This window comes from Sphingobium sp. EM0848 (genome assembly GCF_013375555.1).
Classification (GTDB): Bacteria; Pseudomonadota; Alphaproteobacteria; order Sphingomonadales; family Sphingomonadaceae; genus Sphingobium.
Genome location: NZ_JABXWB010000001.1, coordinates 715,712 through 740,696, shown reverse-complemented (window position 1 = coordinate 740,696; position 24,985 = coordinate 715,712). Strand labels below are relative to the sequence as shown.

28 protein-coding genes are annotated in these 24,985 nt (G+C 61.6%); 21 read left to right on the top strand and 7 right to left on the bottom strand.

Annotated features, from left to right (window positions below; genetic code table 11):
• Window positions 1–3: 3 nt before the first annotated feature.
• On the top strand, window positions 4–2,181 hold the full coding sequence (locus tag HUK73_RS03520) for an Atxe2 family lasso peptide isopeptidase (RefSeq protein ID WP_176590665.1): 2,178 nt from the start codon (window positions 4–6) through the stop codon (window positions 2,179–2,181).
• 123 nt (window positions 2,182–2,304) lie between these two features.
• On the opposite strand, the gene HUK73_RS03515 is transcribed toward HUK73_RS03520, so the two are convergent.
• The 7 genes from HUK73_RS03515 to HUK73_RS03485 form a co-directional block, all read right to left on the bottom strand.
• Window positions 2,305–2,436 carry a benenodin family lasso peptide gene (locus HUK73_RS03515; protein ID WP_255326317.1) on the bottom strand — a complete coding sequence of 44 codons (132 nt, stop codon included), beginning with the start codon at window positions 2,434–2,436 and terminating at the stop codon, window positions 2,305–2,307.
• Window positions 2,437–2,630: 194 nt separating this feature from the next.
• On the bottom strand, window positions 2,631–4,400 hold the full coding sequence (locus HUK73_RS03510) for an asparagine synthetase B family protein (protein ID WP_176590663.1): 1,770 nt from the start codon (window positions 4,398–4,400) through the stop codon (window positions 2,631–2,633).
• Entirely contained in the window at window positions 4,400–5,065 is a 666-nt protein-coding gene (locus HUK73_RS03505) for a lasso peptide biosynthesis B2 protein (protein WP_176590662.1), read from the bottom strand. Before HUK73_RS03505 ends, HUK73_RS03510 begins: the two co-directional genes overlap by 1 nt.
• Window positions 5,066–5,119: 54 nt before the next feature.
• Complete coding sequence (locus tag HUK73_RS03500; protein ID WP_176590661.1) at window positions 5,120–5,254, bottom strand: benenodin family lasso peptide; 135 nt, start codon at window positions 5,252–5,254, stop codon at window positions 5,120–5,122.
• A gap of 194 nt (window positions 5,255–5,448) precedes the next feature.
• Window positions 5,449–6,069 (bottom strand): GntR family transcriptional regulator, encoded by a 621-nt coding sequence (locus HUK73_RS03495; RefSeq protein WP_176590660.1) that lies wholly within the window; start codon window positions 6,067–6,069, stop codon window positions 5,449–5,451.
• The gene (locus tag HUK73_RS03490; protein ID WP_176590659.1) at window positions 6,069–6,488 is read right to left on the bottom strand and encodes a helix-turn-helix domain-containing protein; all 420 of its coding nucleotides are present in this window, start codon (window positions 6,486–6,488) and stop codon (window positions 6,069–6,071) included. The genes HUK73_RS03495 and HUK73_RS03490 overlap by 1 nt, the downstream gene beginning before the upstream one ends.
• Window positions 6,489–6,645: 157 nt before the next feature.
• The gene (locus HUK73_RS03485) at window positions 6,646–7,053 is read right to left on the bottom strand and encodes a hypothetical protein (protein ID WP_176590658.1); all 408 of its coding nucleotides are present in this window, start codon (window positions 7,051–7,053) and stop codon (window positions 6,646–6,648) included.
• 353 nt (window positions 7,054–7,406) lie between these two features.
• Here HUK73_RS03485 and HUK73_RS03480 point away from each other — a divergent pair, with 353 nt between their 5' ends.
• The 20 genes from HUK73_RS03480 to HUK73_RS03385 all read left to right on the top strand — a co-directional run bounded on the left by HUK73_RS03480 (window position 7,407) and on the right by HUK73_RS03385 (window position 24,982).
• Window positions 7,407–7,700: a hypothetical protein gene (locus tag HUK73_RS03480; protein WP_176590657.1), complete on the top strand. Its 294-nt coding sequence runs from the start codon at window positions 7,407–7,409 to the stop codon at window positions 7,698–7,700.
• Window positions 7,684–8,442, top strand: a complete 759-nt coding sequence (locus HUK73_RS03475; protein ID WP_176590656.1) for a DsbC family protein — start codon at window positions 7,684–7,686, stop codon at window positions 8,440–8,442. The genes HUK73_RS03480 and HUK73_RS03475 overlap by 17 nt, the downstream gene beginning before the upstream one ends.
• A gap of 187 nt (window positions 8,443–8,629) precedes the next feature.
• Window positions 8,630–8,947 (top strand): hypothetical protein, encoded by a 318-nt coding sequence (locus HUK73_RS03470; RefSeq protein WP_176590655.1) that lies wholly within the window; start codon window positions 8,630–8,632, stop codon window positions 8,945–8,947.
• Between the two features lie 115 nt (window positions 8,948–9,062).
• A complete protein-coding gene (locus HUK73_RS03465; RefSeq protein WP_087576289.1) occupies window positions 9,063–9,329 on the top strand; it encodes a type IV conjugative transfer system protein TraL in 267 nt (88 codons plus the stop codon).
• Between the two features lie 38 nt (window positions 9,330–9,367).
• Complete coding sequence (locus HUK73_RS03460) at window positions 9,368–9,967, top strand: TraE/TraK family type IV conjugative transfer system protein (RefSeq protein ID WP_369805427.1); 600 nt, start codon at window positions 9,368–9,370, stop codon at window positions 9,965–9,967.
• A 22-nt stretch (window positions 9,968–9,989) separates the two neighbouring features.
• The gene (locus HUK73_RS03455) at window positions 9,990–10,718 is read left to right on the top strand and encodes a type-F conjugative transfer system secretin TraK (RefSeq protein WP_176592797.1); all 729 of its coding nucleotides are present in this window, start codon (window positions 9,990–9,992) and stop codon (window positions 10,716–10,718) included.
• Window positions 10,715–12,016, top strand: coding sequence for a TraB/VirB10 family protein (locus HUK73_RS03450; protein WP_176590653.1), 1,302 nt, complete (start codon window positions 10,715–10,717; stop codon window positions 12,014–12,016). The genes HUK73_RS03455 and HUK73_RS03450 overlap by 4 nt, the downstream gene beginning before the upstream one ends.
• Window positions 12,017–12,051: 35 nt before the next feature.
• The gene (locus HUK73_RS03445) at window positions 12,052–12,666 is read left to right on the top strand and encodes a TraV family lipoprotein (RefSeq protein WP_176590652.1); all 615 of its coding nucleotides are present in this window, start codon (window positions 12,052–12,054) and stop codon (window positions 12,664–12,666) included.
• Window positions 12,663–15,173: a TraC family protein gene (locus tag HUK73_RS03440; protein ID WP_176590651.1), complete on the top strand. Its 2,511-nt coding sequence runs from the start codon at window positions 12,663–12,665 to the stop codon at window positions 15,171–15,173. Before HUK73_RS03445 ends, HUK73_RS03440 begins: the two co-directional genes overlap by 4 nt.
• Window positions 15,174–15,190: 17 nt before the next feature.
• Window positions 15,191–15,505: a hypothetical protein gene (locus tag HUK73_RS03435; RefSeq protein ID WP_255326181.1), complete on the top strand. Its 315-nt coding sequence runs from the start codon at window positions 15,191–15,193 to the stop codon at window positions 15,503–15,505.
• On the top strand, window positions 15,502–15,735 hold the full coding sequence (locus HUK73_RS03430; RefSeq protein ID WP_176590649.1) for a hypothetical protein: 234 nt from the start codon (window positions 15,502–15,504) through the stop codon (window positions 15,733–15,735). The genes HUK73_RS03435 and HUK73_RS03430 overlap by 4 nt, the downstream gene beginning before the upstream one ends.
• A 19-nt stretch (window positions 15,736–15,754) precedes the next feature.
• Complete coding sequence (locus HUK73_RS03425) at window positions 15,755–16,375, top strand: conjugal transfer protein TraW (protein ID WP_255326180.1); 621 nt, start codon at window positions 15,755–15,757, stop codon at window positions 16,373–16,375.
• On the top strand, window positions 16,372–17,388 hold the full coding sequence (locus tag HUK73_RS03420) for a TraU family protein (RefSeq protein ID WP_176590648.1): 1,017 nt from the start codon (window positions 16,372–16,374) through the stop codon (window positions 17,386–17,388). Before HUK73_RS03425 ends, HUK73_RS03420 begins: the two co-directional genes overlap by 4 nt.
• Window positions 17,389–17,639: 251 nt before the next feature.
• Window positions 17,640–19,499 carry a hypothetical protein gene (locus HUK73_RS03415; RefSeq protein ID WP_255326316.1) on the top strand — a complete coding sequence of 620 codons (1,860 nt, stop codon included), beginning with the start codon at window positions 17,640–17,642 and terminating at the stop codon, window positions 19,497–19,499.
• On the top strand, window positions 19,496–20,620 hold the full coding sequence (gene traN / locus HUK73_RS03410) for a conjugal transfer protein TraN (RefSeq protein WP_176590647.1): 1,125 nt from the start codon (window positions 19,496–19,498) through the stop codon (window positions 20,618–20,620). Before HUK73_RS03415 ends, traN begins: the two co-directional genes overlap by 4 nt.
• A gap of 115 nt (window positions 20,621–20,735) precedes the next feature.
• Window positions 20,736–21,473 carry a type-F conjugative transfer system pilin assembly protein TrbC gene (locus HUK73_RS03405; protein WP_176590646.1) on the top strand — a complete coding sequence of 246 codons (738 nt, stop codon included), beginning with the start codon at window positions 20,736–20,738 and terminating at the stop codon, window positions 21,471–21,473.
• Entirely contained in the window at window positions 21,445–22,050 is a 606-nt protein-coding gene (locus HUK73_RS03400; RefSeq protein ID WP_176590645.1) for a S26 family signal peptidase, read from the top strand. The genes HUK73_RS03405 and HUK73_RS03400 overlap by 29 nt, the downstream gene beginning before the upstream one ends.
• A gap of 38 nt (window positions 22,051–22,088) precedes the next feature.
• A complete protein-coding gene (locus HUK73_RS03395; RefSeq protein ID WP_176592794.1) occupies window positions 22,089–22,928 on the top strand; it encodes a conjugal transfer protein TraF in 840 nt (279 codons plus the stop codon).
• Window positions 22,928–23,503, top strand: a complete 576-nt coding sequence (locus HUK73_RS03390; RefSeq protein ID WP_176590644.1) for a hypothetical protein — start codon at window positions 22,928–22,930, stop codon at window positions 23,501–23,503. The genes HUK73_RS03395 and HUK73_RS03390 overlap by 1 nt, the downstream gene beginning before the upstream one ends.
• Before the next feature lie 54 nt (window positions 23,504–23,557).
• Entirely contained in the window at window positions 23,558–24,982 is a 1,425-nt protein-coding gene (locus tag HUK73_RS03385) for a conjugal transfer protein TraH (protein ID WP_176590643.1), read from the top strand.
• Window positions 24,983–24,985 lie beyond the last annotated feature (3 nt).

The following is a 24,985-nucleotide window of genomic DNA, read 5'->3' as shown; positions in this document are numbered from 1 at the left end:
TCCATGCCGATCAACATCGCCCTGCTTCTGGCTTCCACGTCTGCTGCCTTCACTCAACCGACAGCGCAGGCCGTTCAACCACCAACGTCCACGGAATGTCGAAACCTTACCCCCCCTACCTCGATTAACCCCAAAGAATATCGCCGGGCGCTGACAGCAGCGGATTTGGTCAGCCTGCGTGACATCGGGCCAGCCAATAATGAGCTGCCTGAACACAGCTTATTCGCCATCTCGCCGGACGGGCGAGCCGTGGCATTGCAATTGCGCCAAGCGATCCCTGAAACCAACAGCTATTGCCTCGGTATGTTTGTCGTGCCGCTACGGCCAGGAGCCATACCCCAGCCGGTTGACCTGGGCGGGGATTTGATCAGGGCTACGCTCGATGGTTTCGGCAAGAGCGGCATGCCGTCCGGCATTCCCCTCCCCATCACGCCGCAATGGTCGAACGACGGCAAATCAATCCTTTTCCTCAAGCGGGAAAATGGTCCAACGCAAATATGGCTGGCCCGCACAGACGGAAGCGATAGTCATGCCATCACACGCACCGACATCGACATTGAGGCATTTCGACTGCTCCCGAACGGGAAGACCCTGATCTATTCGACCCGACCGGCCCTTGCCCGCACCAGGGAGCAGATAAATATCGAGGGACGCACCGGCTATCATTATGATGACCGGTACTCGCCAGTCGCAAGCAATCGTCCAATCGCGAAAGATGGTCTGCCATCCGCTTTTACAGCGCTCGATCTCTCCAGCGGGACAGAACGTCCAGCCAGCGACGCCGAGCGGGCCGTGCTCGAAACCCCCGCTCCCCGATCCCCGCGTGGAGACGAGAATGCTCTTATGTCAGCCAACCCTCCCGACGCGTGGCTCTCGACTATGGGATCGACGGCACTGATACCTGTGACCCGCCCGACAGTACGGTCGCGCGACGGAACCGCGACGCACTGCCCGGCTGAGAGCTGTGCTAACGCCATCGGACCGATTTGGAAGACGGCCCATAAAAATTCCGTCCGCTTCCTTCGGCGTGAGGGTTGGGCCAATAGCTTGACCGGTATCTATGAATGGAACTTGGTCAACAATCGCGTCAGGCGGCTCTATCAAACACAAGACTATCTGGTCGACTGCCAGCCACTGGGGGATGATCTGCTATGCGCTCGCGAACAGTCGCTGGTTCCCCGACATCTCGCCCGGATCGACCTCAAACGATCACAGGTAGAGCTATTGTTCGATCCCAATCCAGAATTCGCAAACCTGACGCTCGGCAAGACGGAGCGCATCAACAGCCTCAACGATCTTGGCCTGCAGAGCTTCGAGGATCTGGTCTACCCTGTCGGCTACCAACCCGGCAGGGCATATCCCACCATTGTGGTGCAATATATATCGAGGGGCTTTCTGCGGGGTGGAACCGGGGACGAATTCCCAATCCAGCTCTATTCGAATGCCGGATATGCGGTTCTGAGCGTACAACGGCCTCGGCCCGTTGGACTTGACGGGTCGGCGAAGGACCAGGACGAGGCGAACGCCAAAAACCTTGTCGGGTTCGCGGATCGCCGCAGCACCTTGTCGTCTATCGAGGTAGCGCTCAACGAGCTTGTAAGGCGCGGAATTGTAGATCGGAAGAGTATCGGGATTACAGGGCTAAGCGATGGATCATCAACGGTCCAGTTTGCGGCTCTACACAGCGATCTGTTCGCAGCGGGCGCAGTTTCCGCCTGTTGCTGGGACCCCATTCAAGACATTGTGTTCGGCCCCGCAACGACCGCTATGCTGCACCGGATAGGATGGCCAAAGCTCATCGACGACAATCCTGACTTCTGGTCCCAGGTTTCGTTGGCCCGGAATCCGCGCAAGGTACGTTTCCCCCTTCTGTTCAGCAGTTCCGATGACGAACTTCTCTCCGCACTGCAAAGCTACACCGCCTTGCGCCAAGCGCGCATGCCCGTGGATATGTTTGTGTTTCCCGACGAATATCACATTAAGTGGCAGCCATCCCACCGACTGGCCGTTTATGAGCGATCCCTGGATTGGTTCAATTTCTGGCTCAAGCATGAGCTTCCCGAAGAGGGGCGGCGCCAAGCTGAAGCGCGAAATTGGGAAGTGCTACGGGACGGGCACGAAAAATTGCGAGAGGACCAGTTGTCCGCGATGACGGCCACGTCAAACGGTAAAGGGGGGTAACTCCCAACCCCTGCGTCTCAATACCAAGCAGATACGGTGCCATTCTTGCTTTCCGAAATGCATTCTCGGAGTAAAATGCCGACATCTGGGCGCACGCTCCAACGAGCGCGCGCCCTCAATCAATCAGTCGTCAGAAAGTCCGATAGGCATCATGGACTGCTGATGATCAAGAATCATGGCACCGCCGCCTTTTGTTGCCTCAATGACAGCGCCCATATCGATAAGATCATCATCGCGGGTCTGAATATACTTCATCACATATTCCTCTTTATTGAACCAAAAAATTTTGGCTTGCTTATACTATACCCAGTCCATTGTAATTTTTCACGAATATTTCAGGACATTATGGCAAGAAATATTTAGCCAACATATACACTAAATTCAGAGAATGCGTTGAATCATTAAGAACCATCACCCTAAGGACACCACATCTCGTGACGCTTTGCTTTTCAGCGGAGTTTCTGCGCCACTGGCGTTCCGGCCCGCGACTGCCACACGTCGATCCAGGCTTCGGAATCGAGCAGGAGAAGTAGGCGGACATATTCTGTCCGAGTTGCGAGCCTTGTTGGCTGGAGAGCGAGTTCCACCGCAGCATGATCGATAATGCCTCGCGCGGCCAATTGGCCGTCCAGCAACCGCTCCCTGACCGCCGGGAGATTTGCCTGAAGCAACTCAATCGCAAAGCTGTCCGGCCCGCCTTTGATCCTGCGATCGCGGATCAACGGCGGAAGCCGGTCGGCGAAGGCGGCGCGCGCAACCGACCGGTCCACGCCGCCCCGGCACACATACCAGCTGGGAATCGAGAGACACAGTTCGATGACGGGCTGCGACAACAATGGCGCGATGGGCGTGAAAGGAAGCCGCCGATCATAGCCGTGAAGATAGTGCTGGGCTCGCAAAATCATGGCGACATGCGCGGCCTTTCCAGGCAACGCCTTGTTGGGGGAGTCCAGCCAAGGATGCGAGGGGGGCCGTCCCTCGACAATCTCTAGCGCATCGCGCGAAAGAAATTCAGAATCTAATTTCCAGCGATATTTCTGGCTACCACGTCGCGGCACACGCAGAGCATGACGCAATATTTCCCATGGGCTTGCGCCGGTGAGGGCGGAAATGTCGCGCCACGTGGAAATCAGATCACCATTGAGTCCGGTGGCGAGATACTGGTCGACGAGCGGCCGCGCGGATTGGCTGGAATGGAAGACATTGTCTCCGCCGCTGCCTGTATAAAAGGCATCGGCTCCATTGTCCTTTATCAGGCGTAGGAGCGGCGCATCATAGGCCAATCCATGGGTGCGACCGCCGGGCCGCGGCAAATGCGCAAAGGTTGACACGCCAATATCTGCATCGGCCAGTTGATAGGTCCTGGCTGTCAGACCGAATCCAAGTTCATCGCAAAGCACTCGCGCGAATGGCTCTTCATTTCCTCTCGGTTCCACCGTGGAAATCGTGAAGCAGTCGAGATCTAGCGTGCCCTTCAAGCAGGTGGCAACTATCGAGGAATCGAGTCCTCCGGAAACAGCAAGAACAGCCCTCTTGTGTGTCGCGCCCCAACTCCGCGCGCAATTGTGTACGACGCGCCCCAGACGCTCGGCTTGCTTTTCGGGACTGATCTTCAAATCATGGGCCACAAAGTCCCATGGCGACCAGAATTCGCGGGCCACCACCTCATCCTGGACGATGGTAGCCATATGACCGGCAAGCAGTTCAGTGACGCCTTCCAATCCAGTTTCGCTGAGCGGTAGGTCTCTGGCATAGAGCGTCATGGCAACGCCGCCCCAGTCGATCGCGGGTTGGACGATGCCTGCCCCCACCAGGAGTTCTGCATCCGACGCAAAAGCAATCGCATGCGAGCTCCGGCTGTAATAGCATGGCGTGCTTCCTGACGGGTCGCGAAGGATGGTGGTTCGGCCGCCTTCGTTCCATAGCGCAACATAGGAGCCCCAGTATCGGCTGGCGAGCATGCGGACGACGTCCTGGCCGATCGCTGTTGCGTCAGCCGCCTCCAACTGGGTCAGCGCCGATCCGACGCCATGACGGTGAAAAAGATTGCCGATGACCAAGCCCCCGGGGAATTGCAGTGGTGACCCGCTTTGGTTGGTCAGGAGATGGGCCGACCCAACGGCGCTGTGATGGGTCATCCCGGTTCGCGCGGCAATCGAGCCAATGGCCAACTCATTCCGGCCGCCACGCGGAATGAGGATCAGGTAGCGGTGTGCCATCAAATCTCCAATATCGGCGTAAACTGGCGTATGCGTTCCACCCGGTCATTGATCACGATATCGCCGTGCTGGACCCAGCAGTGCGCTATGAAAGGGTTGACGCTGACGCCGATAAAAAGGGAGGCCGGAACACCCCGATCGAGGCACAATCGATGAAATGCGATCGATTCCGGCAGGCATTGGTCCTTTGACTGGAAGGCCCATCCCGTAGATCCGAAAGCTTTGCAAGCCAGAGAGATTTCCGCCACGGCGTCCTGCGCAAAGGACGTCAACGCTGCCTTGCGCTCCCGCACGCCCCAAAGAATCGTCCTGAGGGATTGAGAGCGAATGTTTCGGCGGGCGCCGTATCTGAGCAGAAACGCCCTGGCACCGATAATGCACGCGCTCCCGACCGCACGGGGCTGAAAATCGCGTGTCGCACACTGAAGCGAAGGCTCTATACCGGTCCTGCTTTGGCCAGTCTCAAGCACGAGCAGATTTATCCTCATCAGGCAATTGAGGTGCTCATCTGGTTCTTCAACGGTCACTTCGCCAGCGATCCACGCCCGAAAAGCCTGATCAGCATTTCCAGACAAGGCAAAATAGCGGTCGGTATGCACATCGAGAAAGACGATGCGCCCGGCGCAGTTGCAGAAATGTAAACCATCCCGCAATCGTAAGTGCATGGCGAACTCTCAAAAAATGGGCGCACGATCAGAGGACCATGCGCCCCTGGTGGATCAATCGTCGGAAATGCCGCCGTTGATATACAGCGACTGCTGCACGTCGAGAACTCCGAAGATGCCGCCCTTCGTTTCCTCTGTGGCGACACCGAGATCGACGAAATCTTCCTCACGGGTTTCGATATTCTGCATGACACGCTCCTTCATATCAGCCGCCAAAGAATTGCGGCCTGGACACAATAGGGCGGATAGCGCGAAGACTTTCTTCGATATTTTTGGACATTCTGGCGAGAAATACCCTGCACGACCGCCCCAAACATGCAGGCAAACCCCTTTCCGACATTATCTCTTTGTTTTTTATGAATATAATTACTTATCAGCGATCATCACCGGCTATCGCTGGTCATATTCAGACGGCCAATTCTCCGCATATGATAGGATTCCAGACGCCGTCTCATGCTTTTCTGAAGATCCCTCACATCCGATTTTACCAGAGTCCGAAGCTCTGCCAGAGCCAGCGGCAGATTGGTCAGCTCGGCAATCCGCGCATAATGGAGCCGCTCATTCGTGAGCCGGATGTCATCCCGGAGCCGCTGATTAGCGGACGCCGATGCGATGGAAATGAAGATCTCCGCCGTCAGCAATGCCGCGCCAACCGGCCCTGTCGCGTCGACTGCCCCGTCGAATCGCAATAATGCCGACCGGAGGGCCGAGACTTTCAGACCCCCAACGATCGAGATCAGCATCTGCATATGCCACGCCTGCTGATCCGCGATGTCCGTTGAAACCGGATCTGGCACCATGAAGCCACTCTCGGCATGATGGCCGAGGATGCGCTCCCCGACCAGAATACAGGCCGCTTCTCGGACCGGCGTTTTGCTCGCGCTATGCCGGTCGGCAAGGTCCTGTATGTCGAGCCTGCGTCCCGGCACAAAAAGCCCAGACAGATAGTCCGCCTTCAGCGCGTTGTAGATCCGTTGCTGAACAAAGGGCATCGCTGCCGCCATCAGATTTTTACTCCGGTCTCACCAGATGTCGACAGCCATAAGGGCGTTAGCGCGCGTGTCAGATGGTCGAGGTGGCGCTGCGATATCACTTCGATGCACGTGCGCTCGAATTCACTGAGATCGCCTGTGGCCAATTGAAGCGGGAAGTTCATCTTCTGCCCCGCAAATAGGAGCGGGATGGAAATGTGTCCTGTCGAAAGATCGAGCAGATATGAACAGATCAGATGGTCATCCAGTCGTGACCTTGGATTTCCTGCCTCGATTTCGCGCAGCCAACGGACACCCATGCCAGAATCTCTGGCGAATTGTTGCTGTGTTATTCCGCATCTCTTCCGTGCCTCTTCGATTTTTCGTCCCGATTGTAACTTGATGTCCACGATCGGGCATTCGGCAACGGAAGCCGCATGTATTCGCGACATACCGCATCTCCTTTATGGAGGGTCCGCCCGCCAAGGCCTCAGCTGATTCATTGCTAAGTTGGTAATACCAACAGTGTCAACGACAACATCGGCCATTTTGTCGCGATTGGCCGAGCTAGTCTTTTGAATTGCCGGTCCCAAGGCCAATAGTCGATAGCTAATCTGACGATTGGACTCGTCCAAATGCCTCCAACAATGCAGCACGATCCGCCTTCGCGAGCTCATGAAGCGCAACGATATAAATTGCACCGAGCGTCGGCGCGGATTGCCCTGGTGCGACCGTCCTGACCCGCTCTACTATAGCGATGGCGACCGACTTTAGCCGGTGCGGTGCTCCGACATGATGCTCATGCTCGCCACTATAACGGGGCACATCAAGTTGCCTGAGATTCGCCAATATCCTCGCGGCCGGCAATGTAGCCAGGTGATCGACCGCCACATGGAGGGTCGTCCCCCAGGCAATCAAAGCGCGTGTCGCACGAATCAGATGACAATGACTTTCGATCAGTATGTCGATCCCGGCCGGCGAGAGGGTCAGTTTAAAGCTGCGCGTTGCTCGAACCATTGAAGTTTCTCCTTTTCATTCATGCCCATCGTTGTTCAGGACTATCGCTGGCAGCGGCAAAATCCCTGGCAGATGGAACGATTATCGGCATTGAAGTGCCGATTTTGTTTCAATATCTGCCCATTTTGGCGAAATGAGACCAGTTGCGCCTGCCAGTAATCTTGGTGCTTTCTTTCGCCGGATCGGCACTTCACTGCCCTGCCTCTTGCGGAGCCTGAGCGAGCAAGTCATTTATCGAATCACACCGGATCGACGATCGCAGCCACCTGTTCGAAACAGGCTGAGGACTGGTCGAGCCGTCACATTCACTGTTTCGCCATCTGCGCCATGGGGCGCCACGGGAGAGCTATGCCATGCGCTTTCGAGATACCATATTGACGGTCTCAGCACCAATTGTGCCGCTTCTGGCCTGTACGCCGCTCCACGCCCATCCCGTCCGCGACGGCGCCGTGCATGCGGTGACGCTTGCGATCCGACCGCTCGCGATCGTGCAGCAGGGGAATGAATTCGTCATCACGGAGAAGACCGACCCACGCCCGGCGATCGCTCGCAACATCAGCATCGGGAGCGCTGTCACCTTCGATCGGGATCTGGTGCACAGCGCCAGCCCTCTTGCCATAGGAGAGCAGAATGCGTCGGATCAATAAGCTGATAGCGGCCACCCTGCTCTGCGCCGCCGTTCCGGCGATCGCGGGCGAGAATAAGTGCGATCCTCTGCCCGCGGCCGCGGCGGAAGCGGAGCACCAGCTCAGGCAAACATTCACCAATCTCCAATTCGAGGATTTCGGGCCGGCGCCGGTCAAGGGGCCGATCTACCAGGCGCTCGCTGGCGGACGGATGGTCTATTTCGCGCCGGAGAGCGACCATCTGCTCTTTGCGGCCATTTACGACAAGAACGGCACCAATCTCACCGCTCTTGCCCAGGATGCCAGTGCAAGAAAGCGCATGGCAGCGATCGACCCGGCCGACGCGCTGGTAATCGGACCGGCGGGCGCGCCCAAGGTCATCGAGTTCACGGACCCCGATTGCCCCTATTGCCAGGCGCTGGATCGCTTCTGGGCAGCGAAGGCCGCGGAGGGTAAGCCAGTCCAGAGGCTGATCTATTTTGTGAGCGGCATCCACCCGGAGGCGTCGGCCAAGGCGGAGCATATTCTCTGCTCGCCCGACAAGGCAGCGGCATTCAAGGCCCTCTATTCCGGCCAGCATCCGCCAACCTTGCGCAAATGCGCGGCAGGCGCCGCCACGGTCGCCCGGGATGCCGAGGCCGTGCGCAAGATGGGGATCAGCGGCACGCCGACGCTCATCGTCGACGGCAAGCTCATCTCAGGCTTCCAGCAGGCTGCACTGGAGGCGTTCCTGGCCGAGCAGCATAAGCCCCCGGCCTCCTAGACCCTCCATCGCGCGGGAAGACCGCGACCTCTCTTCACGAACGCTCGCACCGGCAATCCGTCGGCGCAAGCGGCACCTTGAATGCCGGCGGACGCGCGCATCGGAGCCGTCCAGCACGTCCGTCGGCCGGAGCGATCATGATCGCTCCCGACATCATCGGATGGTTCCAAACCCAAGGAGACTGCATATGATGACATTGTTCCGGGGAAGGACGATCCGCACGATCGACGCGGCCATCCTTTTCCTCCTGGCCGCGATCGGCGCAGCCGGGATCGCCCACGCTTTCCAGGCCCCGGCCGCCGGCGATCTCGGCTACGACATTTACGACATTGTCGTGAACCAGGGGGTCAAGGGCCCACTCGGTTTCGTCGGCGGGGTCGCGGCCTTCCTGTTCGGGGTCTCGCGGCTCTTCTCCAATATCATGATCGGCATCCCGACGATCGTGGCGGCGGTCTGCCTCATCAAGGCGGATTCGATCCTCCAGACCTTCGGCATGGTCATTTGAGCACCGGTGCGCCCCACAGCGGCGTGGCCGCTGCGGGACGCCCGACCAGGACGGAAGGTGATGGTCACCTTTCTGTAGGTCACGCGAAAGCGTGATGAAGCAAGGGAGAAGAGCGTTGGATGAACGCCTGCCCCAATACCTGCATCGGCCGGTCCAGATCCTCTGGTTCGACAGTCAGGAATTCATTGTCGTCATTGCCGTGATCTTCGTCGCGGTCATCGTCGGCGGGATCATCGGGTGGGCGTTCATCGGCACTCTTCTCCTCTTCATTCCCTGGAAACGGACAAAACCGAGAGGGTTCATCCAGCACCTTGCATGGCGCTGGGGTCTCGTCCGCTTTCCTCATTATCCGGGTCCGACCCAGACCCGCTTCTTCGAGTAACCTCGATGCCCATCTTTCGGCGCAAATCGGACGGAGACATGATCGGCGATACAAGGCCGAGCTGGCATCTCCACCGCTATCTGCAAGGCTCGGCCAACCTCTTCGAAGAAAACCGCCTGCTGAAGGTGGCGATCGGCGGGATGTTCGGGATCACCGCGATCCTGGGAACCGTGCTCTACACGTCGAACCAGAACCAGCGGACAGTCATCGTGCCGTTCGGCGCGGGCGGCGACCTCTATGTCACCGGCAACAAGCCATCGCCCACCTATTTGCGGACGATCACCTTCAATATCGTGAGCCTGGCCAGCACCTATTCGGCCTATTCAGCCGACCGGCAGTTCCAGGAGCTGCTCAGCATTGTCCATCCCAGCGCCTATAATGCGCTGCGCGACAGCCTCAACCGGTTGCTGGACGAACTCGGCAATAACCCGACCCTGTCAATCGCGACCTATATTCGGAGCGATCAGCCCGTCACCTACACGGGAAGCGAGATCGTCGTCCCTGTTGAAAAGGTGCGCGTCATTGGCGGCGTCATCCGAAAATTCCGGGGCAATCTGCGCATTCGCTACGCCCTCGAAAATGGCCGCTTCTGGCTGACCGCCCTCCAGGAGGAGAGTTTCAGTGCCGACATCCGCTAACCGCCTGAGGCTGCTGTGCCTCATGGGCGCCCTTGCCGCGCCCTGCCCAGCCCTCGCCCAATCGATCACGGCCCTGCCGGATCAGGCGAGCCACATCCGGCTCTCCAATCGCGACGTCAATCATATCGTCTGCGTCGGTGGGGACGTCGAGGATGTCAAATTCTCGGCCGAAAAGGGGCTCGCCGTCGAGCGCGGCGGCTCGGATGCCTGGATCAAATTCCTCGTTCTTGAGACAGACGACCAGGGCGCCAAAACCCGCACCTATGTGACGACGCCCTCCGAGTTTTTCGTGTCATGCAACGGCTCCATCTATTCCCTTTATGCCGAGCCTGCCGATATCCCGGCGCAGACAGTTTCGCTCGTTCCGGGCATCGCCCAGCGCGCGCGCGCCAATGAGGCGCTGCTTGGCCCGCTGGTCGAAGAGGAGCGCGCCGTCGGCATTGCGCTCGCCCTGTTGCAGGATCGCATCCCCGCTTCCTTCATGGAGGTAGCCCCGTCGCGCGACAGCGTGACGATTACCGATACGCCCGGCCTGATTGTGAAGGAACGGCGACGGCTGGAAATCGACGGAGCGGGCCTTTCGGTCAGCGAGTATCTGGTCAGCAGCACGACTTCTGCCTCGCTCGACGAACGCAGCTTCCTCGATCGAAGCCTCGGCGCGGACATCTTCGCCGTGACGCTTGACCGGCTCGCCATCGGTCCGCGCGAAACCGCCCGGCTGATCGTCGTGCGCAGGAGCATCCAGCCATGACCGATCCCAAAGCAGGCGATGCTGATCGCGCCGAGCAGGCAGGCCGCACCCCATCCGCCGACCATCAGGACGGGCGGGAAAGCACCTCCCCTGCCCTGCTCGACCTTCGCGCCCAATGGGCACGAATGACGTCCGACCAGAAGCTGCGCGCGAAGCAACTGGCGGTGGTATCCACCGTCGGCCTGCTTGGCTTTGGCCTCTATACGGCAAGCTCCAGCGGCGACAAGCCAGTCATCAAGGCGCCCGAGGCGTCCAAGCTGGACATGGGCGCGGGCCTTCGCGGCGACAGCCTGGAAGTGAAGCTGCGCGGCGACCTTCAAAAAATCCTCGATGGCCAAAATCTGCTTGGCGACCGCGTCACCGCGATCGAGGAAGGCAAGGTCGCGCCGCGATCCGGCCCAGCCACCAATGGACTCCCTTCCGGCGGCGAGGATGGGCTGCCACCGGCGTTACCGGCAGAGGCGCCTGCCTATCCACCAGCACCGGGAGGGGCACAGGCCGCAGCGGATGAGATACCGCCGCCGCCGACCCCGCCTGCCCCTTCAGCCCCTCCGCCGCCACCCACGGAACGGCAGGTCGGCGCCATCGGCGCAGCCATGACGGTTCCTGCGGAAGGAGGCGCTGCCGGCGGGGCACGGTCAAAAAAAGGCAATCGGACGATATATTTGCCGCCTGGTTTCATGAAAGCCAGACTGCTGACCGGGATCGACGCGCTGGCCAGTAGGGACGCAACGACCAACCCTGAGCCGATCATTGCCCGGGTCCAGGCACCGGCGGTGCTGCCCAATGATGTCAAAGCCAATCTCGCCGGTTGCTTTGTGATCGGCAATGCTACAGGCAGCCTCGCCAAGGAGCGGGTCGAGATCCAGCTGGTTTCAATCTCCTGCGTGGATTTCGATGAGCATGCCGTGGTCGATCAGGCCATCAAGGGCTTCTTCGTCGACGCCGATGGCAAGAAGGGCCTGTCGGGCAAGGTCGTAACCCGCGCCGGCGCCACGCTTGCCCGCTCCTTCCTCGCCGGGACCATTGCCGGGATATCCCAATCGGTCGAAGGCTCGTTTGGCAGCCTTTCCACCTCCGCCCTTGGCAGCGTCCGATCCCTCGACGCAGGCGACGCCATCAAAACGGGCGTCGCCGGAGGGCTTTCGAAATCCTCCGACAAGCTCACCGATTTCTACCTCGATCTCGCCCGCCAGGCCGGGCCTGTCGTCGAAGTGGGCGCGGCCAAGGATGTGGTCGTCGTCATCCAGGAGGGGCTCGCCCTCGAAATCAAGCCATCGGTCGGAGCCAAATTCTGATGCTCCCCATCCACCCCGTCGCAAGAGGCCTCCCCATGCCATACAATCGTCCCGGGCGTTTCCATCGAGCCATATTCGCCCTGTCGGCACTCGTCACGGTCACAGGCTGCGCGACGATCGGCTCGATGATGTCGCCCTATTCCGAAAAATTCTCCTGCAAGAATGATGACCACGGCCAATGCATCCATCCTGAGCGGGCCTATGAAGATGCGGTCGCGGGAACCCCGTCCAAATCCGACCCCAGGGTGACGAACGACAAGGCCATGCTGCACGGCAAGCACGCAATGTCCCGCATCGGCAAAGGCGTCCAGCGTGCTGGCGCCGATGCGTGGGGCAGCTATCGCGACAGCGTCTACCAGGAACTCAAGGGCCTGATCGACGCGCCGACGACCCCGATGCTGAAGCCTGCGCGCACCGTCCGCACGCTGATCCTGCCCTATGCTGACCGCCAGCGTCCGGACCGGCTCTACATGCCGCGCTATGTCTATTCGGTGGTCGACCGCCCGGTCTGGGTGGTGGGCGGCGCCTTGATCGCCTCGCCAGCCCCGGCATCGCGCGATCCCGTCCTTGGCCAGCGGAAGGAGCCGCAAGCCGCTGTTGGTGACGCGCCAGCCCCCTCACCGATCCCATCTGAGGAAAACCGTCCATGAGCAGGGCATCGAGCAATCTCAGCTTCTCCCGCCTGCGCAATGCGGTCCGGCGCGACAGCTATTCCAACCATCTCCCTCTTGTTGCCTGGAACCCGGACAGCGAGGCTTTCCTCTGCATCGACGATAGCTGGGGTCATGCCTGGGAGCTGATCCCGACGGCCTATATGTTCTCGCATGTCCAGGCTGCCTTGCTCGGCCTCCTCAACATCCAGTTCCCGGATGGGACAGTTCTTCAAATCCACACCTTTGCAGATCCGCTGATCGACGAGGCTCTCGATGCCTTTCTCGACCTCAAGACGCGCAATGATCCGCTCATCCAGGCTTCCGCCCAGCGAACCCGCGATTATCTCTCCCGCGGCCGCCATGGTCTGAAGGCTCTCCACGACATCCCGGTACGCAACTTCCGCACCCTCCTCTCGATCAAGACCCGGCGCCCGCTGGGAGAGGATCTGCGCCGCCAGGTCGAGGAGCAATTGTCCAAGCTCGGCATCCAGCGGCTCGCGCCAGAGGAGATGGTCGCTTTCTACCGCCGTGTCTTCAATGGCGTCGCTAACGCAGCACCCGGCGTCTTCGCGGACGGGGCAACGGTCGGTGCGCCACCGATCGCCAAGCAGATCATCGATGCCGGTCCCGACCTTGTCTTTGAAGGGCCGGAGGTATTCCTCGGCAATCAGGTTGCGCGCTGCCTGACCCCAAAGGCACCCGCGCGCCGGATTACGGCCGAACGCGCCAATCGGCTGCTTGGCGGAATGCGCGGGTCATCCGAGGACAGCGACCAGATTGGCGGTCCGTTTCTCTACACGCTCAACATCCTCTTCGACCATTCCCAGTTCGAGATCCACAAGCGCGCCCAGATCCTCTCGGCGCAAAAGGCCGCTGGCAGCTTTGCCATCGAGGTCGGCAAGCAGATCGATGAGATCGGGTGGATCCTCGACGAAGCCAGCAACTCGCGCTTTGTCCGTGTGATCCCATGCCTCTGGGTCTTCGGCCGTGACCGCGCCCATGCCCGCGAACTCGCCGCCCGGGCCAAACGGCTGTGGGAGAGCGAACCGCTTCCCTTCTCGATGCAGGAGGAAAGCTATCTGAATTCCACGCTGCTGGTGATGGCCCTGCCCTTTGGCCTCTATCCCGACCGGTCGACGCTCCGCATGCTCGAACGGGATTTCAGGATGCCGGTCAAGGCGGCCGTGCTGATGGCGCCCGTCCAGACCGACTTTCGGGGTGGCGGCCGCCCGGCGCTGCTCTACACCGGCCGCAAGGGACAGCTCATCACGCTCGACCTCTTCGATCCGCGGATCAACAATTATAATTTCATCGTCTCGGCCGAGAGCGGCGCGGGCAAGAGCTTCCTCCTCAATAATCTCTGCCAGCAATATTTTGCCTGCGGCGCGCTCATTCGCATCATCGATATTGGCGGCAGCTACCGCAAGCTCTGCACCCTCTGCTCGGGCCGCTATATCGACATTGGCGAGGAGCATCTCGTCCTCAATCCGTTCGATATGGGCCTTGCCCTCGATGGCGACGACAAACAGTCGGCCATCACCATGGCGGTGGCGATCGTCGCGGAAATGGCCAATGCCTCCACCCGCAAAGGCGTTACGACCTCCGAATGGAACCTGCTCAAGTCCGCCGTGCAATGGACGATCGATGGAGGTCGGGCGGACCATGGCATCGACGCCGTGCGGGATTGGCTGGGAACCTATCCGGCCCATGCCGGCAGTGAGCTTGACCGGGTCGAGCATCTGGTCCCGGTGGCCCGCGAACTCGCCTTCAACCTGCGCGATTTCGGGTCGAGCGGGGCCTATGGCCATTATTTCAACGGCCCTTCCACGCTCGACATCCGCTCGGACGAATTCGTCGTCCTTGAGCTCGAGCGCCTGAAATCCATGCCGGACCTGTTCAACGTCATCGTCATGGTGGTGGTGAACGCGGTGACGCAGGAGCTTTACCTCTCGGCGCGCGACCGGCCCCGCTTCGTCCTGTGCGATGAAGCCGCGCAGTTCATGACCCGCACCGATGGGCAAGATCTCTCGCGCCTCGCCGAAGCCTTCGGCCAGGGCTACCGACGCGCGCGTAAATATCGCGGCTCGTTTGGGATCGTGCTCCAAAGCCTCAATGACCTGCTGCTCTTCGGCGGCACCGGGCAGGTGATCCTCGAAAATGCCGCGACGCGCTTCCTGTTGCAGGGTTCGACCTACGACAAGGCGGTCGACAACAAGATCCTCGACTATTCCGGGTTCGTTCTCGATCTTCTCAAGTCCGTTCGAAACTCCAAGCCCAACTATAGCGAAGTCTTCATCGACTCTCCACTCGGCCTCGGTATTGCTCGCCTGGTTGTCGATCCCTTCTCCTATTGGATCAATACATCCGCGCCCGATGAAGTCGCCGCCTTCGAGGCGCTGATTCGCCGGGGACTGTCTCCACTGGAGGCGGTCTGCCATCTCGCTGGCGTCGACCCGTCCGAAATCCTTGGCTCGGCATCGCCGGCACCCCTTGCCGCAGAGTGATCATAATGGAACACCCCATGCCCAACCCCGATAAGTGCAGGATCGAGTGGCCGGACGATGACGCGATCGAGCGCATCGTTGAGCAGCGCATCGCCCAGCGGTTCGAGGCGGAATCCTTCCAGTGGCGCTTCCGCCTGGTCGTCATCGAGACAGTGATCATGGGCCTCCTCGTGCTGGTGGCCGGCCTGGTTCTGAAGCAGAACCCGATGCTGGTCCTGCGCGCTGCGCTGATGATTTCAGCCTCCTGCCTCGCCACCGGTGTGCTGCTCCTCAGCCTTTCGGCCGGCACCGCCAGGATGATGGCGCGGCTTCGCCTGGGGAAACGGTCATGAACGGCCTCCTTTCCACGACACCATCGCAATCGGCCATCCGCCTCGCGATCGGCGGCCTGCTCCTGTTGCTGACCCAGAATCTCCTGTTGCTGCTCTTGCCGACGCCAGACCAAGGCTCGGAAACCCTGATCGCGATCATGACGCTGATTGCCATGGCCGCCCTCCTCACCGCGCTGATCGGAATGCCGGAACCGCCCAGGAAGCATTGGAGGCTCCGCCATGATCGGTAATTGGGAAAGATCGAGCGAGATGGCAGTCTCTGCGCTCACGATCGCCGCACCGATGCTACTGGCCGTCACTGCGGCGCAGACCAGCAGCACGATCGGCCGTACCTGGCCGATCGCGGAACCTGATGCCCTCGCCGAAATCGAAGCAAAGGCCGCGACCTTGCCGCCTGATCTCAGCAAATCCTTTGGCCCGCGCGAGAATTGGACCGCGATGAAGGCCGCCTCGCTCGGTGTTGCTGCCGCAGACCGGGTGCGCAGCGTCATTCCCTTCTACACGCTCGACTTCGATATCACCCTGCCGGACGGGAAGACGCTGTACCCCAAGGGCTTCACCTTCAATCCGCTGACCTATGTGAAGCTGCCCCAGCGGCTCGTCGTGGTCCATCCGCGCGACCTTGGCTGGGCGCTGCGCACTGCTCGGCCCAGCGATTTCATTTTGCTGAGCGCGCTCGGCGGCCAGAATCGCGACGCCATCGATCTCAGCGAAAAGACCGGCCGGGCCATCTACATTTTGGAGGAACGGGTAAAGGAGCGGCTCGGTCTTACCGTAGCGCCGGTCATCGTCGCCCAGTCGGGCACGCGGCTTCTCCTCACCGAATTTGGCCCGAAAAGCCGGCTGTTGTCCAAGGGCATGCTCCCATGAAACGGCGGCTATCCCTCGCCCTCATCGGGCTGCTGCTGGCAGGAGCCGTCCCGCTTGCCTGGCCGGGCACGGCGCACGCGTCCAAATGCGAAGCAGGCACGATCTTCAATCCCATCACCAAGGTACGCTGGACCTGCATCTTTCCGATCACGGTCGGTGGCGTCCGGATCGGGAGCTTCGACAAGCTCGACAAGGAACTGGACGCGCAGTCCGCCTCCAAGCCGCTATGTGCCTGCCGCAAGGGGGTGGAGTTCTGGTTCGGGGTCAAAATCTCCTATTGGTCGCCCAATCGGATGATCGATGTCGTGACCGAACCGGGCTGCATGATGGCGCTGGGGGCGGACCTCATGCCGACGGGCGGGAAACTGCAAGGCAGCCAGTCCTCGATCGCCGATGGCACCAACACGCGCAAGATGTTCGCCCAGATGCATTATTATATCTCGCCGGTCTGGGCGATGCTCGACATGTTCACCGATCTCCCCTGCCTGGAAAATGACGGCTTCGATGTCGCCATGATCACCGAGGTGCTGCCGACCTGGCAGTCCGGGACGCTGGGCGCCATCATCCAGCCCGAGGGCATCTTGTTCGGTAACCCTGCCGCGGGCCTGGCCTGCATGGGCGACAGCGCGGCGGCGGCAGCCGGCAAGGTCATCGATCCCCTCTTCTGGTGCATGGGAAGCTGGGGCGCGACCTATCCGATCGCGGGCGACATCCACTTCGACGACAGCGTCGAAGCCTGGGCGGGCCTGGCTGCGCGCGGCACCTTTATGATGGGCAGGCTCGGCGCACTTACCATTTCATCCGCCGACGGCTGCTCGTTCAAGCCGCAGCCGATCTGGACCAAGAGCCGCTACAAGCTCCAGATCATGGAGCCGGTGAAGGGCGGCAAATGCGTCAATATCGGCCGACCCGGCGCGCTCTGGTCGTCGGCCAAACATGCACCGGGCAAGGACAATGCCCAGTTCATGCTCTTTGAAAAGGTGATCTGCTGCGCCGGGATGTCGGTCCCATGAGCGGTTCACTTCCCCCATGTCCCGTACCGTCCGGCCAATCCATCCGAAGGTTGGTTCGCCAAGGCCCCTGCGGCCGGTGGCCGGCGTGCGCGACAGGAGCGGCGTCGCCTTGCCTCCCCCGCGGCGCCGCTCCATCCATGGCCAGCGCGGCCGCGATAACCCCTGGATGGTACAGGCACCCCCTCTCGGCCTGTTCCTTCTTTGCGACCGCGCTGGCCACCCTGCTTGTCCCCAATGCCCATGCCCAGACGATGGAGGAGCGTGCCCGGTCAGCCGCGCAAGCCTCCCGCACAAAGTCCAGCGACAGTGAAGCCATCCAGAAGAACTATCTGACGCCCGGACTTGCCGGGCAGCCGATCACGACGATCGACAACAGCAAGAGTTTCAATCCCAATATCGCCTGCCAGAAGACGGCGACCTTGCTCGAACTGCTCGCCCAGCCCTCGTCGACCGGTGATATCGGAACGCTCAGCATATCGCGCGACAAGAATCTCGACGGCGCTTTCGATGAAAGTCTGAACGTGCCGGTCCCGGTGTCGGGGGTGTGCGTCAACGGGATTATCTCCTGCCAGCCCGGCAGTTGGAACCAGTGCCGTCCATTTCAGTGGGCGGTCGGCAGCAGCGGCGACCTCAAATTGAGCGAGGTGGAACTCAGCGAGTTATCGGGGTGCTACTGCATCAACAACAGCTGCGGCACCAATCTCGCCTGGGGCAATATGGCTTCGATCCTCAAGGATCTGGGCGGGGGCGCGATCGGCGCGCTCACCACCGCCGATCCGCGCATTGGCGTTGCCCAGGCGATCATTGATGGCCCGCTCATCCGTTATACTGGCGCGCAAACAACCGCCTGCACGGGCAACCCTTCGGTTACCGCCACCCGCTATCGCTCCAACCCCGCTGCGATCACCGGCGACGCCACCGCCGCCTCCCAGACGAGCAGTGTATTCCAGGCGCTGTCCGGCTCGGCGGCGGCCAGCGGCAAGGCGGAGGAAAGCCGAAGCTGCACCATCGACCGGGAGATCACCGTCAAATCCTGGGACTATGACGACATCATTGCGGTTCGCGGATCGATAGCCTCTGTGACCAGCTGCGGGACGGGCTGCCGCCGATATCAGATTCGCGGGACCGGAAGCTGTGGCAGCGTTCCGCCCATCTATAGCGCGACCTTCGATCCACTCGCGCCCTCGCGTATCCAGTCCGCCCGCATCGTCGAAATGAGCGCGGACGACTGGGTGCAGGGCCGGGTCAACGGGAAGATCGTCGGCTATGCGGGTAAGCGGCCCTGGCTCGGCGAAGCCCTGCCCTCGGGGGACTGCCGGATCAGCGATGATCCCTGGTACAACCGCAATGCCATCGACATCCTTCCACAGCTCAAGGCCGGCGCGACCATCGTCGGCGCGCGCGTGCGCGGCGGTGGTGGCGGCAATTGGGGCTATGTCACTGTCGAGATCCAGGTCGATACGGCCTGCGAGGTCAGCGAGCGGCTGGTGGACCTGTGCGCAGGCTATGCCGCCAACCCTGCCTGCCACCTCGATGGCGAAACGGTCGACGGCGTCGTCACCTTCCGGAACGGCGTCCATACCGGGCTGAAACCCCTGCCCCAGACCCGCAGCTTCGGTTCAGGGAGTTGCACATTCCAATATGCCCGCGACTTCTTCGAGCGCGACCGACGCTATAAGTGCGCCGTCGATCTTGGCAACGCGCCGACACCCGATCTCAGCCGCGGCGCTTATATCATCGACCATTCTACGGGATCCCTGCTGGCCGATCGGATCGGCGCGTCCAACGGCACGGTTACGACCACGACCAGGCCCTTTAGTCTTCCCGATCGCGGATCGGTGCCGGCCTGCGAGCCGATCTGCAAGACCCGCGCGCCCAAGGTGAACAGCGCGGTCGCGCCCGATGGCGTCGTGGGAACGAAGCAGAATGATCCGGCGGGCTGGGACACCTTCTACCATGCCTGCACGACCGATAATCAATGTCCTACAGGGCCCGGTGAGGAGATCGTCTCGGCCTGCGGCTGCCTCGACGATTTCCCCGAAGCCGTCGTCATGATGCAATCCATGCGCCTTGCCGGGGCCGACATGGTCTGCACGCAGAGCGCACCATGACCGCGGTTTCGCGCCATCGCCCCTGGCATGGCCGCGCCAGTGCCGCCGCCTTTGCGCTGGCCCTGGGGCTTGGCCTCAGCGTCGCCCTCCCCGCCACCGCGCTTGCGCAACAGATCTGCGCGGCCGACCTCAACCAGAATGGCGATGCCGCCGATGAAGGCGAGCAGGCAAGCTGCACGGCGACCGTCGGTGGTGCCTGGCTCTGCCCGATCCAGGCTGTCGACTGCGTCGCCGATGCAGCGGGCCAATATAGCTGTCCGCTGGGTTCGCAACATGCCTGCCTTGCACCGGCCAATGGCGGACCGCCAGCCTGCTCACCCAACGCGTGCGCCGATGTCGCGTCCAACCCCATCGTGGAGGAGCCGCCGATCGATGATCCGGGCAGCGAGTCCAATGGCGGCATCGATGCCGATGGCAATTGCCTGGGCACGATCGAGATTTTCTCCGGCCGGGGCCTCCGCTGCCGTCCGCCCGGCCTTTCCACCACCTTTGCCAATTGCTGCAAGGACAAGGGCAAGATCGTCAAGGACGGCATGGGCTCGTCCATCTCCTCGATCGGCACCAAGATCGCCGTCGCAAAGGGCGTTTTCACCGGCATGAAGGCGGCCTATGTGGCGTTCAAGGCGGGGGCAACCGCGAGCCAGGCAGCAAGCGCGGGCGCCAATGTGCTGATCGTCGGTCTTGATCCGACATCGATCGCGATCAGCCTCGCCATCAACTTCATGATGGAGTTCCTGTTCTCCGGCTGTGACCAACAGGACATGGAGGCGGCCATGCTGCGCTCCTCGGGCATGTGCCATGAGGTCGGCAGCTATTGCTCGTCTAGTTTCCTCGGAGTCTGCCTCCAGAAGGCAATCAGCTCCTGCTGCTTCAACACCAAGCTTGGCCGCATCATCCAGGAACAGGGCCGGCCCCAGCTCAGGAGCTTCAACGGTAATCTCTGGGGCACGGCGAAGAAGCCGATGTGCCGGGGCTTCACGCCCGAAGAATTCCAGGCGCTGGATTTCAGCAAGATGGACCTCTCCGAATATTATGCGGACATCGAAGCCCGCGCCCAATCCGACATCCGACAAGACATGGAGGATCGCATCAATGCGTATCTCAAGACCGTTAGCCCGTAGCGCGGCGATGGTAACGATGTTCAGTGTCGCCACTGGGGCATTCGCCCACGGCTTCGCGAGTGACACCCTTCGCGGCGCTGCCCGACAATCCATCCAGGATCAAGGGCATGATGCCATGGACCGCCTCGAAGGGACCGTTGCCAGGGCCAGGAATGACGGGGCGCGCGTTCCCGATCCTCGCCTGCCGATAGTCGACCGGCCTGCTGATCGCCGTCGCGCCTTTGAGGACCTGCGCAAGCGCTTGCCCGCGCCAGACATGGAAGCGCGCGCCCGCGCCGCCAAAATCCGGGGCGATGCGAGCCTTGCCGCCGAGCGCGAGCGACAGGCCGCCGCCTTGCGCAAGGCCCTGGGACTGGAGCCTTCCGAGGAGCAGGCGATCGCCAAGGCAGCAGCGCCCACGCAGGTAAAAGGCTGGGTGCCGGTCCTGTTTGTTTCCTCATCCATGCCGCTTGCGACCTTGCGAGCCTATGCCGTCCAACTGGAAAAGGCGCACGGCGTCATGGCGTTTCGCGGGATGCCAGGTGGCCTCAAGAAGGTCGGCCCCATGGCACGGCTGACGGCGCAAATCCTGCGGCTCGATCCGGGCTGCGAAGGCCCATCCTGCACCATGCGCAATGTCCAGCTGATCGTCGATCCGATCGTCTTCCGCCAACATGGCATTGCCCGCGTGCCCGCGCTGGCGATGATCCCGGGCGATCCCACCCAGGCTTATTGCGAGCGCGACGATGATAGCCTGGCAGCCGCGCATATCGTCTATGGCGACAGCGCGCTTCCCGGTTTGCTCGATGAATATGCCCGCCTAGGCGGCAAGGAGGAGGTGCGCCATGTTCAGGCTCTTCTGGCTCCTCGTTAAGGCGCTGGTCGGTCTGTGGCCGCGCCTGCGGTGCTTGCCGCGCCAAGCGGCGATCGCGCTGGGTGCGCCTGGCCCCAGCAATGCGCCGCGACCCTGGCGGCTCTGGTGGACCATGCTGGTCGTGCTGCCGATCGCCCTGTTCGCTGCGCTGCTGGTACCGCAGGTGACCCTTGTCATGACGCCATCGATCGAGGCATGGGCCGTGCGCAAGGCGCCGGGGCCAATCCGGCGCGGCGACTATGTGATGTTCACCCTGCGCCATCCCATCGCCGGGCCAAAGCCCATATTGGTGACGAAGCACGCGCTCTGCCTGCCCGGCGATCGCCTGACCCTGATCGAAGCGCCTTCTTCCCAAGCGATCAGAACCCTCGACGGCCGCTATTATTGCAATGGCGTGCTGTTGGGGCAGAGCCTTCCCTTCGCGCACAATGGCCTGAAGCTTGACCATATGCGCTGGAGTGGCCTCATCCCATCCGGCATGGCCTATGTCGGCTCACCCCATCCCCGTGGCTTCGACAGCCGCTATCTCGGGCTGCTGCCAATCGCGCGCCTGACCCGCATGGAGCGCATCCTGTGATCGCCCGGTCTCTCGCAATCGCCCTCCTTGGCACTGCGATGCCGCTTCCAGCCTCCGCCCAGGCAAGTCCTGCCGCCCCGCGTCCGCAGCAAGGCTATTGGTGGTATGAGGCGCCAAAGCCAAAGGAGGAGGAACCCACCGAAGAGGTCAAGAAGCCGGACATTCCACCGATGGCGGAATTGGCACGTTGGACACCGCCGCGCATCCGCAAGCTGATCGAGGAGCAGCGCGACTATGCCGCGACTGTCCTCACGGTCGATGCGGTGGCTGATTTCTGGCGGCTCCAGGATTTTGCCCGGCGCAAGGCGCGGGCCTTCGCCGGGGTCACCCAGATCGCGATGCTCCAGCATCCTGAACTCAACTCCAAATCAGCCAATCCCATGGTGGGCGATGCGCGATCGGAAATGACAGCGCAAAAGGACGCGATCCGCAAAGCCTATCTGCGCGGCCAGGCACGGGAATTCGCGCTGGTCATGTTCTCGCGTTCGAGCTGCGGTTATTGCCGCGTGCAATGGCCGATCGTCCAGCGCTTCCAGGACGAGATGGGCTGGCAGGTCACATTGATGGATCTCGATCGCCGACCTGACGTCAAGGAGCGGTTCGGGGTCGAGGTGACGCCGACCACCATGGTCATCCGCCGCGGCAGCGCGCAGCGAATGACCATAGCCACGGGTGTCGAAGCTTATCCCACCCTCGCGCAGATGGCCTATCAGGCGGTCCGGCTGCTGCGCGGCGACATCAGACCCGAGCAGTTCATGACGGGTGCGGGCGAGGAAGCCGGCTTCTTTGATGCCCTCGCCAATGGCCCCGTCTCGGCAACCGATCCGCGTGTGCTGGGCGGTGATCTTCTGGACACTTCCAACGAGGAGAAGCCTTGATGCGTGCTCTTTTCCTGCTTGGCATTCCCGGCCTCGTAGTCGGAATGGGATCAGCAGTAGCGCAGCCCGTGACGCGCGAGGAAGCCATGCGCGCTGCCATCCATCCTGTCGGGGACGCAAAGACGATGCAGACCTGGCTTTCCCGGGTGCCGGTGACCCGCGATTTCCCCGATGACTTCGTGACGACACTGCAAGGCCATGGTCCTGCCTTTGTAGTCGAGATGACAAGCGCGCCAGGTTGCGTACCGTGCGGCGATCTCTGGACGAAGCTTACCGCGCTTGGGGTCCGTTATGGCTGGCGGGTGCGGATCATCGGCGCCCAGGAGGCGATGGTCCGATCTGGCCGGCTGGGCCTGCCCTGGGTCGGCCATCCCGTCGCCTGGGCACGGCCACTCGCCGACGATATGCGGGTCGTGCCGATCGCGATCGGGACCGATCATTCCCCCAACCTTGCGCGCAATCTCTACCTCGCCGCCAAGATGCTGACAGGAGTGCGTCCCGCAGTCGGCGTGCGCGCCATGGCCAAGTTCACCGGCATAATGGCACTGCCGGCGAACCGAGCTGGGAGACGCTGAGCCATGCCCACTTGCCCTACCCCTTCCCTCCCACTTCTCCCGCGAAAGATCGCCATGCCCGCACTGCTTCGCTGCGTCCGCCGATCGCTGACGGCGCTGCTTCTGCTTTGCGCGCTGCCGGCAGAGCCCGCCCATGCGCAAAGCTGGGCGGAGAGCTGGTTTGATAATGTAACCTATACCTCGCCAGGCAGTTTCGAGGACCAGACCCGCGGCTATATCACGGCGGGCGGCATGTCCGGGCGGGTCGACGTCCATAATGATTATCTCATGTCGATCAGCCTGCCCAAGGTTCGGGCGGGCTGCGGCGGCATCGATATGTTTTTGGGTGGCATGTCGTTCCTCGATCCCGACTATTTGGTTCAGAAGCTCGAAAGCATCCTCCAGGCAGCGCCCGCGGTCGCCTTCCAATATCTGCTCGAAACCCTCGACGAGAAGATGGGCAATATCATCTCGAAGATGGAAGCGGCGACCAATTTCCTCAATTCCATCCAGGTGAATGACTGTCGCCTCGCCAACCGCATGGTCCAGATCGCCAAGGGCGACGAGAATATGTCTGGGATCATCGAGGAGATGACGGGCTACCGCTCGGTCAAGCAGGGCTTTGCCAAAAGCTACCAGCAGAGCCGGGAAAAGATCGAGGCCAACAGCAACAACCCGACCGAGGATCTGAAGGACGCGCTCGCCAATTGTCCGGCGGAGGTGACGGACATTTTCAGGACCGGCTCGCTCCTCTCCCACGCCGCCGCCCGCGTTGGCGCGGATGACTGGGCGAGCGTGATGCGGGCAAGGGTCGGCGACGTCTACATGCGCTGGGACGCAAACGACAAGGTGCCCCTGTTCACCGCGATCCCGCAATGCCCCGCGCAAGACACCGAGAGCGCGCAGGATTTCCTGACCGGACGAGTCCAGCGCCGGTCGCTCAACTTGCCGCCGAGCGCCGCGGATTGCGGGCAGGATGGCAATGGCAGGGGCGCGCTCGTGCTGGCGCGAGAGCGGATGCAGTCGATCGCGACCAATATCCGCACGCGCGCAGCGCTGTCAGCCGAGGAGCGACAATTCGTCGCGAGCGTGCGCACCCTGCCCATCTACCGCATGTTGGAATGGGGCGTCCGGCAGGGCGTGGTGGATTCTGTCATCGGCGACACCGACGAGTTGGTGGCGCTGACGCTTGCCTATCAGATGCTGAACGATTTGACCCGCACCATCGATTTCACCGTCAGCAATGCCGAGCGGGGCGCGACGGCCGCAGGCGCTGCCGATAGTGCGTCAGCCAACATCTGCCAGACCCGCATTCTTGTGAAGGGCATCGAGCAGCTGCGCGACCTGCGCGAGGAGGTTCTGCGCCAACGTGCTCAAATGCGCCAAAGCTATATGGCCGCGCTTTCGGCGACGAACCTCTCCGCCAGCTATGCAGGACTGCTCCGCCAACGTGACCGCGACGCGCGCGACGCCGCCGGCGCTGCTGCCCGTAATCAATAGGAG

Excerpts from the sequence above, each read along its gene's own strand:
- HUK73_RS03495 (WP_176590660.1), bottom strand. The coding sequence starts at position 6,069 with ATGGCGGCAGCGATGCCCTTTGTTCAGCAACGGATCTACAACGCGCTG.
- HUK73_RS03510 (WP_176590663.1), bottom strand. The coding sequence starts at position 4,400 with ATGGCACACCGCTACCTGATCCTCATTCCGCGTGGCGGCCGGAATGAG.
- HUK73_RS03390 (WP_176590644.1), top strand. The coding sequence starts at position 22,928 with ATGCGTGCTCTTTTCCTGCTTGGCATTCCCGGCCTCGTAGTCGGAATG.
- HUK73_RS03440 (WP_176590651.1), top strand. The coding sequence starts at position 12,663 with ATGAGCAGGGCATCGAGCAATCTCAGCTTCTCCCGCCTGCGCAATGCG.
- HUK73_RS03520 (WP_176590665.1), top strand. The coding sequence starts at position 4 with ATGCCGATCAACATCGCCCTGCTTCTGGCTTCCACGTCTGCTGCCTTC.
- HUK73_RS03425 (WP_255326180.1), top strand. The coding sequence starts at position 15,755 with ATGGCAGTCTCTGCGCTCACGATCGCCGCACCGATGCTACTGGCCGTC.
- traN (WP_176590647.1), top strand. The coding sequence starts at position 19,496 with ATGACCGCGGTTTCGCGCCATCGCCCCTGGCATGGCCGCGCCAGTGCC.
- HUK73_RS03415 (WP_255326316.1), top strand. The coding sequence starts at position 17,640 with ATGGAGGAGCGTGCCCGGTCAGCCGCGCAAGCCTCCCGCACAAAGTCC.
- HUK73_RS03485 (WP_176590658.1), bottom strand. The coding sequence starts at position 7,053 with ATGGTTCGAGCAACGCGCAGCTTTAAACTGACCCTCTCGCCGGCCGGG.
- HUK73_RS03430 (WP_176590649.1), top strand. The coding sequence starts at position 15,502 with ATGAACGGCCTCCTTTCCACGACACCATCGCAATCGGCCATCCGCCTC.
- HUK73_RS03395 (WP_176592794.1), top strand. The coding sequence starts at position 22,089 with ATGCCGCTTCCAGCCTCCGCCCAGGCAAGTCCTGCCGCCCCGCGTCCG.
- HUK73_RS03405 (WP_176590646.1), top strand. The coding sequence starts at position 20,736 with ATGGACCGCCTCGAAGGGACCGTTGCCAGGGCCAGGAATGACGGGGCG.
- HUK73_RS03500 (WP_176590661.1), bottom strand. The coding sequence starts at position 5,254 with ATGCAGAATATCGAAACCCGTGAGGAAGATTTCGTCGATCTCGGTGTC.
- HUK73_RS03450 (WP_176590653.1), top strand. The coding sequence starts at position 10,715 with ATGACCGATCCCAAAGCAGGCGATGCTGATCGCGCCGAGCAGGCAGGC.
- HUK73_RS03480 (WP_176590657.1), top strand. The coding sequence starts at position 7,407 with ATGCGCTTTCGAGATACCATATTGACGGTCTCAGCACCAATTGTGCCG.
- HUK73_RS03400 (WP_176590645.1), top strand. The coding sequence starts at position 21,445 with ATGTTCAGGCTCTTCTGGCTCCTCGTTAAGGCGCTGGTCGGTCTGTGG.
- HUK73_RS03490 (WP_176590659.1), bottom strand. The coding sequence starts at position 6,488 with ATGTCGCGAATACATGCGGCTTCCGTTGCCGAATGCCCGATCGTGGAC.
- HUK73_RS03470 (WP_176590655.1), top strand. The coding sequence starts at position 8,630 with ATGATGACATTGTTCCGGGGAAGGACGATCCGCACGATCGACGCGGCC.
- HUK73_RS03505 (WP_176590662.1), bottom strand. The coding sequence starts at position 5,065 with ATGCACTTACGATTGCGGGATGGTTTACATTTCTGCAACTGCGCCGGG.
- HUK73_RS03460 (WP_369805427.1), top strand. The coding sequence starts at position 9,368 with ATGATCGGCGATACAAGGCCGAGCTGGCATCTCCACCGCTATCTGCAA.
- HUK73_RS03420 (WP_176590648.1), top strand. The coding sequence starts at position 16,372 with ATGAAACGGCGGCTATCCCTCGCCCTCATCGGGCTGCTGCTGGCAGGA.
- HUK73_RS03455 (WP_176592797.1), top strand. The coding sequence starts at position 9,990 with ATGGGCGCCCTTGCCGCGCCCTGCCCAGCCCTCGCCCAATCGATCACG.
- HUK73_RS03515 (WP_255326317.1), bottom strand. The coding sequence starts at position 2,436 with ATGAAGTATATTCAGACCCGCGATGATGATCTTATCGATATGGGCGCT.
- HUK73_RS03445 (WP_176590652.1), top strand. The coding sequence starts at position 12,052 with ATGCCATACAATCGTCCCGGGCGTTTCCATCGAGCCATATTCGCCCTG.
- HUK73_RS03385 (WP_176590643.1), top strand. The coding sequence starts at position 23,558 with ATGCCCGCACTGCTTCGCTGCGTCCGCCGATCGCTGACGGCGCTGCTT.
- HUK73_RS03435 (WP_255326181.1), top strand. The coding sequence starts at position 15,191 with ATGCCCAACCCCGATAAGTGCAGGATCGAGTGGCCGGACGATGACGCG.
- HUK73_RS03475 (WP_176590656.1), top strand. The coding sequence starts at position 7,684 with ATGCGTCGGATCAATAAGCTGATAGCGGCCACCCTGCTCTGCGCCGCC.